12 protein-coding genes are annotated in these 12103 nt (G+C 72.0%); 6 read left to right on the forward strand and 6 right to left on the reverse strand.

The genetic code is table 11. The annotated features are described in order from the left end of the window. The first annotated feature begins 136 nt into the window (after positions 1–136). Positions 137–1291, forward strand: coding sequence for a cystathionine gamma-synthase (locus ABZ478_RS04730; protein ID WP_359545356.1), 1155 nt, complete (start codon positions 137–139; stop codon positions 1289–1291). Positions 1292–1309: 18 nt separating this feature from the next. On the opposite strand, the gene ABZ478_RS04735 is transcribed toward ABZ478_RS04730, so the two are convergent. The 3 genes from ABZ478_RS04735 to ABZ478_RS04745 all read right to left on the reverse strand — a co-directional run bounded on the left by ABZ478_RS04735 (position 1310) and on the right by ABZ478_RS04745 (position 2740). Further along, positions 1310–1558 (reverse strand): hypothetical protein, encoded by a 249-nt coding sequence (locus tag ABZ478_RS04735; protein ID WP_358936381.1) that lies wholly within the window; start codon positions 1556–1558, stop codon positions 1310–1312. 25 nt (positions 1559–1583) lie between these two features. After that, the gene (locus ABZ478_RS04740) at positions 1584–2087 is read right to left on the reverse strand and encodes a sigma factor-like helix-turn-helix DNA-binding protein (RefSeq protein ID WP_359545359.1); all 504 of its coding nucleotides are present in this window, start codon (positions 2085–2087) and stop codon (positions 1584–1586) included. 146 nt (positions 2088–2233) lie between these two features. Then, a complete protein-coding gene (locus ABZ478_RS04745) occupies positions 2234–2740 on the reverse strand; it encodes a MarR family transcriptional regulator (protein ID WP_359545881.1) in 507 nt (168 codons plus the stop codon). A 162-nt stretch (positions 2741–2902) separates the two neighbouring features. Here ABZ478_RS04745 and ilvA point away from each other — a divergent pair, with 162 nt between their 5' ends. The 3 genes from ilvA (at position 2903) to ABZ478_RS04760 (ending at position 6275) form a co-directional block, all read left to right on the forward strand. Next, positions 2903–4132 carry a threonine ammonia-lyase gene (gene ilvA, locus ABZ478_RS04750; protein WP_359545361.1) on the forward strand — a complete coding sequence of 410 codons (1230 nt, stop codon included), beginning with the start codon at positions 2903–2905 and terminating at the stop codon, positions 4130–4132. A gap of 245 nt (positions 4133–4377) precedes the next feature. Further along, positions 4378–5427: an ATP-binding cassette domain-containing protein gene (locus tag ABZ478_RS04755; protein ID WP_359545363.1), complete on the forward strand. Its 1050-nt coding sequence runs from the start codon at positions 4378–4380 to the stop codon at positions 5425–5427. Continuing rightward, entirely contained in the window at positions 5424–6275 is an 852-nt protein-coding gene (locus ABZ478_RS04760) for an ABC transporter permease (RefSeq protein ID WP_359545365.1), read from the forward strand. The genes ABZ478_RS04755 and ABZ478_RS04760 overlap by 4 nt, the downstream gene beginning before the upstream one ends. An 82-nt stretch (positions 6276–6357) precedes the next feature. Here ABZ478_RS04760 and greA read toward each other — a convergent pair whose 3' ends face one another. Then, complete coding sequence (gene greA / locus ABZ478_RS04765) at positions 6358–6858, reverse strand: transcription elongation factor GreA (protein WP_359545366.1); 501 nt, start codon at positions 6856–6858, stop codon at positions 6358–6360. Positions 6859–7019: 161 nt separating this feature from the next. Beyond that, positions 7020–7418: a DUF4307 domain-containing protein gene (locus ABZ478_RS04770; RefSeq protein WP_359545368.1), complete on the reverse strand. Its 399-nt coding sequence runs from the start codon at positions 7416–7418 to the stop codon at positions 7020–7022. A gap of 122 nt (positions 7419–7540) precedes the next feature. On the opposite strand from ABZ478_RS04770, the gene mca reads away from it, so the two are divergent. Together mca and ABZ478_RS04780 are read left to right on the forward strand one after the other, a co-directional pair. After that, a complete protein-coding gene (gene mca, locus ABZ478_RS04775) occupies positions 7541–8401 on the forward strand; it encodes a mycothiol conjugate amidase Mca (RefSeq protein ID WP_359545882.1) in 861 nt (286 codons plus the stop codon). Then, the gene (locus ABZ478_RS04780; RefSeq protein WP_359545369.1) at positions 8394–8627 is read left to right on the forward strand and encodes a hypothetical protein; all 234 of its coding nucleotides are present in this window, start codon (positions 8394–8396) and stop codon (positions 8625–8627) included. The genes mca and ABZ478_RS04780 overlap by 8 nt, the downstream gene beginning before the upstream one ends. 10 nt (positions 8628–8637) lie before the next feature. Here the strand turns inward: ABZ478_RS04780 and ABZ478_RS04785 are convergent, their stop codons facing one another. After that, a complete protein-coding gene (locus ABZ478_RS04785; protein ID WP_359545371.1) occupies positions 8638–11841 on the reverse strand; it encodes a tetratricopeptide repeat protein in 3204 nt (1067 codons plus the stop codon). Positions 11842–12103: the final 262 nt, after the last annotated feature.

Consider the following 12103-nt stretch of genomic DNA (forward strand, 5'->3'; position numbering starts at 1 on the left):
ACCGCCGGCAATTGGCCAACCCCGCCCGCCGGACCTGTGGAAAACCCCCGCCCGGCGCCGCCGGCGCCCCGGGACCTCCGGCTCCCCGAGCCCGTCGGACGCCACCATCCGGCCGAGCGCACTACGCTCGGTGCACATGAGCGACAGGCACATCAGTCAGCACTTCGAGACCCTCGCGATCCACGCGGGCAACACCGCGGATCCCCTCACCGGCGCGGTCGTCCCGCCGATCTACCAGGTCTCGACCTACAAGCAGGACGGCGTGGGCGGTCTGCGCGGCGGCTACGAGTACAGCCGCAGCGCCAACCCGACCAGGACGGCCCTCGAGGAGAACCTCGCCGCGCTGGAGGGCGGCCGGCGCGGTCTCGCGTTCGCGTCCGGCCTGGCGGCCGAGGACACCCTGCTGCGCACGCTGCTCAGCCCCGGCGACCACGTGGTGATCCCCAACGACGCCTACGGCGGCACCTTCCGTCTCTTCGCCAAGGTCGTCACCCGCTGGGGCGTGGAGTGGTCGGTCGCCGACACCAGCGACCCGGCCGCCGTACGGGCCGCGATGACGCCGAAGACCAAGGTGGTCTGGGTGGAGACCCCCTCCAACCCGCTGCTCGGCATCACCGACATCGCCGCCGTGGCCCAGGTCGCCCACGACGCGGGCGCGCGGCTCGTCGTCGACAACACCTTCGCCACGCCCTACCTCCAGCAGCCGCTGTCGCTCGGGGCCGACGTGGTGGTGCACTCGCTGACCAAGTACATGGGCGGCCACTCGGACGTGGTCGGCGGCGCCCTGATCGCCTCCGACCAGGCGCTGGGCGAGGAGCTGGCCTACCACCAGAACGCGATGGGCGCCGTCGCCGGCCCCTTCGACTCCTGGCTGGTGCTGCGCGGCACCAAGACCCTCGCGGTGCGCATGGACCGGCACAGCGAGAACGCCACGAAGATCGCCGACATGCTCACCCGGCACGCGCGCGTGAGCAGCGTGCTCTACCCGGGCCTGCCCGAGCACCCCGGGCACGAGGTGGCCGCCAAGCAGATGAAGGCGTTCGGCGGCATGGTGTCCTTCCGGGTCCAGGGCGGCGAAGAGGCCGCCGTCGAGGTGTGCAACCGCGCCAAGGTCTTCACCCTCGGTGAGTCGCTCGGCGGCGTCGAGTCGCTCATCGAGCACCCCGGCCGGATGACCCACGCCTCCGCGGCCGGCTCCGCCCTGGAGGTCCCGGCCGACCTGGTGCGCCTGTCCGTCGGCATCGAGAACGTCGACGACCTGCTCGAGGACCTGCAGCAGGCGCTCGGCTAGTGCTGGGCCGCCGTCCCGTCACCAGCCGGTGAGCGGTGGAGTCGTCTGGGACGGCGGCTCCACCCAGGGCTGCACCCGCACCGCCCACACGGTGAACGCCACGGCCGCCGCGCACAGCAGCAGCCACAGCAGGCGGTGCGCGAGCAGTCGGCGCCGCAGCAGACGGCTGCCGCGGCGGACGGCCTCGGCGTGCAGATCGGGCGGCACCGGCACCGCGGCCTGCTCCAGGATCCGGCGCACGGCGGCCTCCCGCTGGGCGCGGTTCACCGGTGCCTCCCGCCCGGTGGCCGCCTCATGGCGCCGCCGTCCTGGCGCCCACCGCGCGTCGTGCCGTCCCGCGCGACGGATGCAGCACGGTGGCCGTGGCGCGGTCGCAGATGGTGTGCACCCGTTCGACGGGCAGGCCCAGCAGTGCCGCCGTCTGCTCCTCGGCGACCCCCTCGAACATCCGCAGCACCAGGATCAGCCGCTCCTGCGGCGCCAGCTCGGCGAGCGGGCTGCGCGGATGCGGACGGGGCCGGCCCACGGCTCCGTAGTGCCGCCAGGCCTCGTGCGCGAACCGGGTGGCCAGGTACTGGCGGGCGCAGTCGTAGGGGTCCTCGCCGCGCAGCCGGTCCCAGCGGGCGTAGGTGCGGGCCAGCGCTGGTGCCAGGAGCCTCCGCGCGCGCGGGCCGTCGTCCGGGGCCTCGCCGGTGAGCAGGGTGGCGGCATGCAGCAGCCGCCCCGCCGCGCCCGCGACGAACGACTCGAACTCCCGGGCCCGGCGGGCATCGCGGGATGCCCGCCGATCACGCACCGCGCCTCCCCCCTGAGGGGGTCCTGTCCGGTACGGGACGGGCGGACCGCGCACCACGCAGGACCCGGTCTCATATGAGGCCAGTGACGGACCGGGGTCAAGACTCGGGACCGCACCCGTCCGGGGCGCGCGTCAGGAAGAGGGCGTCAGGAAGCGGGCGTCCGCTCGGCGGCCGGCACCGGCTGAACCGCCATCCGGGAGGAGAGCGCGGTATTGAAGCGCGTGAGGAGCGCGCAGAACTGCTCGCGCTCCTCCGGCGCCCAGTCGTGTGTCAGCTCGGCCATCAACTGACGCCTCGACGAACGTACTTCCTCGAGACGGGCGGCCCCGCGCGGGGACAGCTGGAGCACCACGGCCCGTCCGTCCTCCGGGTGCGAGGTGCGCTTGACGAGGCCCGTGTCGACCAGCGGGGCCACCTGCCGGGTGACCGTGGAGGAGTCGATCCCCATGCTCGCGGCAAGCGCCTTGACGCCCATCGGGCCCTCGCTGTCGAGACGGTTGAGCAGCAGGTAGGCGGCACGGTCCATGGTGTTGCGCACCTGCCCGACGCCGCCGAGCCGGGTCTGTTCGGCACGCCGGGCGAACACCGCCACCTCGTGCTGGAGGGCGTCGAGAAGACCGGTGTCACCGACGGTCGTCATGTCCATCGACATTTCAGGTGTTGTGGGCATGGCCGGAGGCTCGCTTCATGAGGGCTGCTGGGTTGGGGGACAGGGTACGCGGCTCGGGCGCGGGCCGTACCGGCGCTGCGCAAACCCGGTCTCGGAGCTTGGTCACACCCGTCGCGCGCGACCGTGAACTGCGAGACTTGGAGCATGAGCTACCGCACGGCCGGCTCCTTGCGCTCCGTCACCCTCGATGACGTGCGCGGGGCCCAGAAGATGCTCTCGGGCGTGGCACGGACGACCGCGATGGAGGGCAGCCGGCACCTTTCCCAGCTGGCCGGCGCGCCGGTGCACCTCAAGTGCGAGAACCTCCAGCGCACGGGCTCGTTCAAGCTGCGCGGCGCCTACGTCCGGATCGCCGGGCTGCTGCCGGAGGAGCGGGCCGCCGGAGTGGTGGCGGCGAGCGCCGGCAACCACGCGCAGGGCGTGGCCCTGGCCTCCTCGCTGCTCGGTGTGCACTCCACCGTGTTCATGCCGAAGGGCGCACCGCTGCCGAAGATCAGCGCGACCCGGGAGTACGGCGCGGAGGTGAGGCTGCACGGTCAGGTGGTCGACGAGACCCTGGCCGCCGCCCAGGAGTACGCGGCCACGACGGGCGCGGTGTTCATCCACCCCTTCGACCACCCCGATGTCATCGCCGGCCAGGGCACGGTCGGCCTGGAGATCCTCGAGCAGTGCCCGGAGGTGCGCACGATCGTCGTCGGCATCGGCGGCGGCGGGCTCGCCGCGGGCATCGCGGTCGCGGTGAAGGCGCTGCGGCCGGAGGTCCGGATCATCGGTGTGCAGGCGGAGGGCGCGGCGGCCTATCCGCCCTCGCTCGCCGCCGGCCGTCCGGTGTCGGTGCAGAACCCGGCGACGATGGCCGACGGCATCAAGGTGGGCCGGCCCGGTCTGCTGCCGTTCGAGATCATCGGTGACCTGGTGGACGAGGTCCGCACGGTCAGCGAGGACCAGTTGTCGGCCGCGCTGCTGCTGTGCCTGGAGCGCGCCAAGCTGGTCGTCGAGCCGGCCGGGGCCAGCCCGGTCGCGGCCCTGCTGTCCGAGCCCGGCGCCTTCCCCGGCCCGGTCGTCGCAGTACTGTCCGGCGGCAACGTCGACCCGGTGCTGCTCCAGCGGGTGCTGCGGCACGGCATGGCCGCCCAGGGCCGCTATCTGGCGGTCCGGCTGCGGCTCACGGACCGCCCGGGCGCCCTCGCGACGCTCCTCGGGGTGCTGTCCGTGGTCGACGCCAACGTCCTCGACGTGAGCCATGTGCGGACCGATCCCCGGCTCGGGCTCACGGAGGCCGAGGTGGAACTGCACCTCGAGACGAAGGGCCCGGCGCACTGCGTCGAGGTCGGCCAGGCCCTGCGTCACGCGGGTTACACGGTCATCGACTGAGAAGCCGCGCCGGAGCGCGAGAGGGCGGTGTCACGGGCGGTGTCACTCGTCCGGGGAAATCCATTGGCGAACGCGATACATCGCGTTATGGTGTGTCGTGCCGCACGCGATACGCCGGTGCCTCCATGCGGAGACCCCCCAAAGTGAAAAACCACGGGGTGAAAACCGCTGATGGAAAACCGAAGGCGGCGGCGAGCACACGAACCTAGCCTTTCCGAAGCATCCCCGACGACGTGGAGACCCACATGCCAGGCGCCATCTATGCCGAAGGCCTGGTCAAGACCTTCGGCGACGTAAGGGCACTGGACGGCGTAGACCTCGATGTCCCCGAGGGCACCGTCCTCGGCCTGCTCGGGCCTAACGGCGCCGGCAAGACGACTGCGGTCCGCTGTCTGACGACACTGCTGCGGCCCGACAGCGGACGGGCCGTCGTGGCGGGCGTGGACGTCCTCAAGGACCCCGACGCCGTACGCCGCTCCATCGGCCTGTCCGGGCAGTTCGCGGCGGTCGACGAGTACCTGACCGGCCGGGAGAACCTGCAGATGGTCGGTCAGCTCTACCAGATGAGGGCCAGGACGGCCCGGCAGCGCGCGGTCGAGCTGCTGGAGCAGTTCCATCTCACGGACGCCGCCGACCGCCCCGCCAAGACCTACTCCGGAGGCATGCGCCGCCGGCTCGACCTCGCCGCCGCCCTCGTGGTCTCACCGCCCGTGATGTTCATGGACGAGCCGACCACCGGCCTCGACCCGCGCAACCGGCAGCAGCTCTGGGAGGTCATCAAGCAGCTCGTCTCCGGCGGTACGACCCTGCTGCTGACCACGCAGTACCTGGAGGAGGCCGACCACCTGGCCCACGACATAGCGGTCGTCGACCACGGCCGGGTCATCGCCAAGGGCACCTCCGACCAGCTCAAGGCCCGCACCGGCGGCGAGCGCGTCGAGGTCGTGGTGCACGAGCGCGAGCACATCGCCACCGCCGCCGAGGTGCTGCGCGGCTTCGGCAAGGGCGACACTACGGTCGAGGAGCACACCCGCAAGCTCACGGTGCCCGTCACCGGCGGCGCCAAGCTGCTCGCCGAGGTCATCCGGGAGCTGGACGGCCGCGGGATCGAGATGGACGACATCGGACTGCGCCGCCCCACCCTCGACGACGTCTTCCTCTCCCTCACCGGGCACGTGGCCGAGGCCGAGGAAACCGCCGGGAACGGCCGGCCCGGCAAGGGTGGCAAGGGCAGCAAGGCCGGCAAGAGCAGCAAGGACAGCAAGGGCGCCAAGGGCAAGGAGACCGTGAAATGAGTGCCGTGACCGAAGCCGCGCCCCTCGCGGCCCCCGGCAACGCCGTCGGCCGGTCCGTCCGTGACTCGCTGATCGTCGCCAAGCGCAATCTGATCCGCATGTGCCGGATCCCCGAGATGGTCATCTTCGGACTGATCCAGCCGATCATGTTCGTGGTGCTGTTCACCTATGTGTTCGGCGGCTCGATCCAGGTCGGTGGGTCCAGCTCCACGCAGGCCTACCGCGAGTTCCTGATGGCGGGCATCTTCGCGCAGACCGTCACGTTCGCCACGGCCGGCGCCGGCGCGGGCATCGCCGACGACATGCACAAGGGCCTCATCGACCGCTTCCGCTCCCTGCCCATGGCCCGCGGCGCGGTGCTGACCGGGCGGACCCTGGCGGACCTGGTCCAGACGGCGCTCACCCTGCTCGTCCTCGCCGTGGTGGCGGTGCTGGTCGGCTGGCGCACGCACGAGAACCTCGGCAAGGTGCTCGCCGGATTCGGGCTGCTCCTGCTGCTCGGGTACGCGTTCTCCTGGATCGGCGCGCTCATCGGCCTCTCCGTGCGCACCCCCGAGGCGGCGACCTCGGGCGGTCTGATCTGGCTGTTTCCGCTGACGTTCATCTCGAACGCGTTCGTGGACGCGAACAAGATGCCGCCGTTCCTCCGGCACATCGCGGAGTGGAACCCGTTCAGCGCCACCGTGCAGGCGTGCCGTGAGCTGTTCGGCAACTTCCCCCCGGGCTACCGGACCCCGGACGCCTGGCCCATGCAGCACTCCGTGTGGGTCTCGCTGATCTGGTCGGTCCTGATCACCGTGGCCTTCCGCACGCTGGCGGTCCGCAAGTACCGCTCGGCCACCGCGTGACGGCGGCCACCGGATGAGGGCATGAAGACGCCCCCGGTGTCCTGGGACGCCGGGGGCGCTGCATCGATCCGGTCCGGTGGGATCAGCCCGAGTACGGCACGGCCTTCAGGATCCGCACCGAGGCCTTCTTGCCGTTCGGCAGCTCGTACTCCGCGTCCTCGCCGACCTTGTGGCCGATGACGCCGGAGCCGAGCGGCGACTGCGGCGAGTACGTCTCGACATCCGCGCTCGCGTACTCGCGGGAGGCGAGCAGAAACGTCATCGTGTCGTCCTCGTCACCGTCGAAGGCGATCGTGACGACCATGCCCGGCGCGACGGCACCGTCCGCGGAGGCCGGAGCCTCGCCGACCTGGGCGTTCTCGAGGAGCTGGGTCAGCTGGCGCACACGGAGCTCCTGCTTGCCCTGCTCCTCCTTCGCCGCGTGGTACCCGCCGTTCTCGCGCAGGTCGCCCTCCTCACGCGCGGCGGCGATCTTGGCGGCGATCTCCGTGCGCGCAGGACCAGTAAGGTACTCAAGCTCGTCCTTGAGCTTGTTGTACGCCTCCTGGGTCAGCCAGGTGACGTTCTCGCTGGTCTGGGTCACAGGGTGCTCCTCGTCGGTACTGGGAAATACAAAGCATCGCCCTACCCAGAAGAATGTTCCCTCTTGGATGGGCGAAACCACGAGCCTAACAATTCAATGGCGGAAGGGGGAGGACATAAGCCATCAGAATCACATCGGCGCAGGTCACGGCCTGCACCTGGTCAGTCGGCGTGGCAGCCGAGCAGCTCGGCCGTCGTACCCCTGGCCGTCGTACGCAGTGTGACGGCCTTGTCGATGCGCGTGGCGGCGCCGCTGAAGCGGAAGTCCGCCCGTCCCACCTCGGCGCCCTCGGCCGACTGGGAGCGCAGGGTGCAGTAGCCGGAGGCACCGGAGTCCTTGTGCACCTCCAGATGCACCCGGACCTCGTCGTCGGAGGCCTTGAAGGTGATCACCTGGGCGCTGATCTCGTTCTGCGCGACGTAGTGGTAGGCGAAGTAGCCGATCAGAGCGAGCAGGACCACACCCAGCAGCGATCCGGCGACCTTGAGCCTGCGGTCGGCACGCTCGTCCGAGGCGCGGCCGTAGCGGCCCTCGGGCAGCCGCGTGCTCGCCGTACCCATGATCGTCCTCTCCGCGGAATTAATCGCCCCCCGATTCCGTCACTATAGAAGCCTGCGATTGCGCCGAAGACACGGGGCGCCGACTGACCGAGGATTGAGTCTTGACTGACCAGCTGCGACTGATGGCCGTTCACGCGCACCCCGACGACGAGTCGAGCAAGGGCGCGGCCACCATGGCGAAGTACGTGGCCGAGGGGGTGGACGTGCTGGTGGTGACCTGCACCGGCGGCGAGCGTGGGTCCATCCTCAACCCCAAGCTGCAGGGTGACACCTACATCGAGGAACACATCCACGAGGTGCGCAAGAAGGAGATGGACGAGGCCCGGGAGATCCTCGGCGTCCGGCAGGAGTGGCTGGGCTTCGTCGACTCGGGCCTGCCCGAGGGCGACCCGCTGCCGCCGCTGCCCGAGGGCTGCTTCGCACTGGAGGACGTCGACAAGGCGGCCGGCGAGCTGGTGAAGCAGATCCGCTCCTTCCGTCCGCAGGTGATCACCACCTACGACGAGAACGGCGGCTACCCGCACCCCGACCACATCATGACCCACAAGATCTCGATGGTGGCGTTCGAGGGCGCGGCGGACGCCGAGAAGTATCCCGAGGCCGAGTACGGCCCCGTCCACCAGCCGCAAAAGCTCTACTACAACCAGGGCTTCAACCGCCCCCGCACCGAGGCCCTGCACCACGCGATGCTCGACCGCGGGCTGGAGTCGCCGTACGGGGACTGGCTCAAGCGCTGGAAGGAGTTCGAGCGCGTCGAGCGCACGCTGACCACGCACGTTCCGTGCGCGGACTTCTTCGAGGTCCGCGACAAGGCGCTGATCGCCCACGCCACCCAGATCGACCCCGACGGCGGCTGGTTCCGGGTGCCGATGGACCTGCAGAAGGAGGTCTGGCCGACGGAGGAGTACGAGCTGGCGAAGTCTCTCGTCGACACCTCCCTCCCCGAGGACGACCTCTTCGCGGGCATCCGGGACAATGCCTGACATGAGCGCAAGCCTGGCACTGACGCATCTCGTTCCCCTCGCCAAGGAGGTCGACGAGAACAAGGTCACCCCCGGCGTCCTCGGCTTCATCGTGTTCGCGGTGATGGCCGTGGCCGTGTGGGGCCTGATGAAGTCGATGAGCAAGCAGATGCAGAAGGTCGACTTCAAGGAGGCCCCCGAAGCCGGGGCCGAGGAGAAGACCGAATCCAAGGCGCCGCGGGGCTGACCCCGGAGGGTCAGTTCCGCGCCGGTACCGCCACTCCCATCACCTCCCGGGCGTGGCGGTCCGGGGTCATGCGCAGACGCCACGCCTGCCAGCCCGCCTCCAGGCTCACGCCCCGCTCCAGCAGCAGGGCGTAGGCCGGCACCCATTCGTCCAGCTTCTCGTCCCGCAGCGGATGCGAGGCACGGGCGAGCTGGGCCAGCTCCTCCTGGGCCACCGCCGTGCCCACCTCCACCCCGCCCGGCGCCGCGTACGGCAGCAGGGTGCAGCGCAGGAACCGCGCCCAGTCCTCACCGCGGCGGTCGCCGTAGGACGTGAACAGGGTCAGCGCCTCGTCGCACAGCGCCAGCGCCTGCTGGATCCGGGCGTTGCCCGCGTCCACCACCGCCAGCTCCAGACAGGTCCAGGCCTCGCCGTGGGCGACGCCGATGCGCTGGAAGTCGGCGCGGGCGTCGACGAGCAGCTGCCGGGCGAAGCCCGAGTTGCGCAGCGAGCCGGTCTGCGCGGCCCGCTGGTCCCGGGTGACCCGCGCCGAGTGGTGCCGGGCGCAGGCCAGGCCGTAGACGTCCCGCATCCGCGAGAACATCTGCCGGGACCGCTCGAGCTCCCGCACCGCCAGATCCAGCTCCCCCGTCTCCTCCAGCGCCTGCCCGAGATGGAACAGCGTCCACGCCTCGCCGCGCGCGTCCTCGTTCTCCCGGTGCCGCGCCGCCGCCCGGCGCAGCTCCTCCACCGCGGGAACGGCGTCCCCGTCGACCAGCCGCGCCCGGGCGAGCTGGGTCAGCGCCCAGGCCTCGCCGCGCGCGTCGTGCGTCTGGCCGTAGCGCTCCAGGGCGGCCCGCAGCTCCGTCTCCGCCCTCGGCACGTCGCCCATGCGCAGCGCGAGCTGGCCGAGCTGGAAGTGCGCCCAGGCCTCCCCGTGCAGGGAGCCGCCCTGCCGGTGCAGGACCAGTGAGCGGGTGAGCAGGTCCAGGGCCTCCGGCAGCCGGGCCCGGTCGCGCTGCACCGCCGCCAGCGCGTGCATCGTCCACGCCCGGTCGGTCGCCAGCTCCTCGGCCGCCTGGAGGTCCAGGGCCTCCTGCAGCCGGGCCGCTGCCTCGGTGAGGTTGCCCTGGTGGTGCAGGGTGATCCCGAGGGAGCACAGCGCGCGGGCCGCGCCCGCGTCGTGATGGGCCTCCCGGTACAGGTCGACCACGGAGGCCAGCGTGGTGCGCGCCTTGTCCAGCTCGCCGAGCTGCCGGGCCGCGATACCGGTGCGCCACTGCACGGAGCGCATCAGCAGGCCCTCGTCCACGGCCTGCGCCAGCTCGCTGATCTCACCGAGGCGGTAGAGGTCGCCGCGGAGCAGGCAGTAGTCGCACAGGGCGCCGAGCAGGTTCTGCACGGCGGCCTGGTCCACACCCTCGGCGTGGCGCAGCGCGGCCGTGATGAAGCTGGACTCGTCGTCCAGCCAGCGCAGCGCCTCGTCCAGCGAGGTGAAGCCGTGCCCGCCGAACTGGTTCGAGCGCGTCGACATGTTGCCGTCGACCAGGCGCAGCACCGAGTCGGCCAGCTCCGCGTAGTTCACGACCAGCCGCTCCTGCGCGGCCGTCCGCTCGCCCGGGTCCTCCTCGTCCAGCAGCCGCGCCTGGGCGAAGGCCCGCACCAGGTCGTGCAGCCGGTAGCGGCTGCCGCGCACATGGTCGATCAGGCCGGCGTCCGCGAGGGCCGCCAGATGCCGGGTGGCCTCCGGCTCGTCGGTGGCCAGCAGGGCGGCGGCCGCCGCCGCGCCGAGCGAGGCCCGGCCGGCCAGCGCCAGCCTGCGCAGCAGCCGGCGCGTGGTGTCCGGCTGGTCGGTGTAGCGCAGCCACAGCGCCCGCTCCACCGGCTCCACCGGGCCGTACGCGCCGAGATCGGAGGCGAGCTGCCGCGGCGACCGCGGGCCGAGGGCGGAGCCGGCGACGCGCAGCGCCAGCGGCAGCCCCCCGCACAACTGGCGCACGAGGTCCGCGGATTCCGCGTCGTACGGCCCCGAGGCGTCCTGTGCCGTCGCCGCCAGCAGTTCCTCGGCGCCCGCCGCGTCCAGCTCCCGCACCGGCAGATGATGGACCCAGGCGCCGAGTTCCGCGGGCAGTTCGAGCGGGGTGCGGGTGGTGACCAGCACCAGGCTGTCGGAGTGCTCGGGCACCAGGGCGCGCACCTGCTCCGGGTCCGAGGCGTCGTCCAGCACGATCGTCACCGGAAGGCCGGTCAGATGCCGGTGGTACAGCTCGGACAGCCGCTTGACCTGCTGGTCGGGGGAGGAGCGCTCGCGGAACAGCAACTGCTCACGGGGCGCGCCGAGCCGGTTCAGCAGATGCAGCAGCGCGTCCCGGACGGGCAGTGGCGGCTCGTCGCGGCTGCCGCCGCGCAGGTCCACGACGACCGCCCCGCGGAAGTGGTCCTTGAGGTCGTGCGCCGCGCGGACGGCGAGCGTCGTGCGGCCCGAGCCGGGCTCGCCGTGCAGCACGACCACCGTCGGCCGGGTCTCGGTGGCCGCCCGGGCCGCCTGCGCCCACTGCCTGATCCGGGCCAGCTCCGGCCGGCGGCCCGCGAACGGCCCGTCCGGCTCCGGGAGTTGTCCGAAGGACTGCTCCAGTACCGTGCGCCGGCGGGCCGCCGCGCTCTTGTCGGCGCCGCGCAGCGCCGGGCCGGTCTTCTTCTTCGGTCCGGTGGAGGCGGTGAGCACCCGCTGCTGGTCGAGGAACGGACGGATGCCGCGCACCTCCAGCGCGGTCAGCCACTGCAGCCGGAGCTGCTCCGGGCCTCCGGGCTGACCGGCCTCGCCCGCCCGGTGGTGGGCGGCCGGCAGATGGGAGCCGGCCACCTTCACCACCGTCGCGGCGGCACCCACCACGCCCACCGTGATCCCCGCGCCGACGGCCGTGCCGGCGCCGGTGCCCAGGGACAGGTCGGCGACGGCGGCGGCCACCGCGGCGACGGCGGCCACCAGCAGCGCCGTTCCGGCACCCTCGCGCGCGTAGCGCTGGCCGAAGGTGAGCCTTCCGGCGTCGGCCTCGTCGAGCGCGCGGACGTAGGTCTCGTACTCCTCGGCGGCCTGCCGCGCCATGGTGTCCAGCGAGCCGCGCGCCCGCGACAGCAGCAGCTGCCCGTCGGTCCGGCCGCCGGAGCGCCGTACCTCCTCGTCCACGGCGCGCGCCAGCAGCCGCTCGGCCTCGGTCCGATGGCCGTCCCGCATGTCCCGTCCCCCTGTCGGCGTCAACTCCGTTGCCTACGAGTGTCCTTCGGGGACGGCGGGTTGGCGAGGGGGCGGTGATCAGCGGATGGGTGCGGATGTCGTGACAACTCCCTTGTCAGCAGCATGTTTTCCGTGGTCCGGCGGAGTGCTTTCCTCACCCGTACGCGGGGCCTTGCGTGATAATCGGATGGGGGCCGCGGCATACGGGAAAGGCTCGGACGTCCCGCGGCGCACGGCCTGGGCGCGGTCCGTCACACACGAC

This window comes from Streptomyces sp. NPDC005706 (assembly GCF_040631045.1).
Lineage (GTDB): Bacteria > Actinomycetota > Actinomycetes > Streptomycetales > Streptomycetaceae > Streptomyces.

What these genes read in the sequence shown, in the direction of transcription:
- ABZ478_RS04745 (WP_359545881.1), bottom strand. Translation starts at nt 2,740, where the DNA reads ATGTCGATGGACATGACGACCGTCGGTGACACCGGTCTTCTCGACGCC.
- ilvA (WP_359545361.1), top strand. Translation starts at nt 2,903, where the DNA reads ATGAGCTACCGCACGGCCGGCTCCTTGCGCTCCGTCACCCTCGATGAC.
- mca (WP_359545882.1), top strand. Translation starts at nt 7,541, where the DNA reads ATGGCCGTTCACGCGCACCCCGACGACGAGTCGAGCAAGGGCGCGGCC.
- ABZ478_RS04785 (WP_359545371.1), bottom strand. Translation starts at nt 11,841, where the DNA reads ATGCGGGACGGCCATCGGACCGAGGCCGAGCGGCTGCTGGCGCGCGCC.
- ABZ478_RS04780 (WP_359545369.1), top strand. Translation starts at nt 8,394, where the DNA reads ATGCCTGACATGAGCGCAAGCCTGGCACTGACGCATCTCGTTCCCCTC.
- ABZ478_RS04730 (WP_359545356.1), top strand. Translation starts at nt 137, where the DNA reads ATGAGCGACAGGCACATCAGTCAGCACTTCGAGACCCTCGCGATCCAC.
- ABZ478_RS04770 (WP_359545368.1), bottom strand. Translation starts at nt 7,418, where the DNA reads ATGGGTACGGCGAGCACGCGGCTGCCCGAGGGCCGCTACGGCCGCGCC.
- ABZ478_RS04755 (WP_359545363.1), top strand. Translation starts at nt 4,378, where the DNA reads ATGCCAGGCGCCATCTATGCCGAAGGCCTGGTCAAGACCTTCGGCGAC.
- ABZ478_RS04760 (WP_359545365.1), top strand. Translation starts at nt 5,424, where the DNA reads ATGAGTGCCGTGACCGAAGCCGCGCCCCTCGCGGCCCCCGGCAACGCC.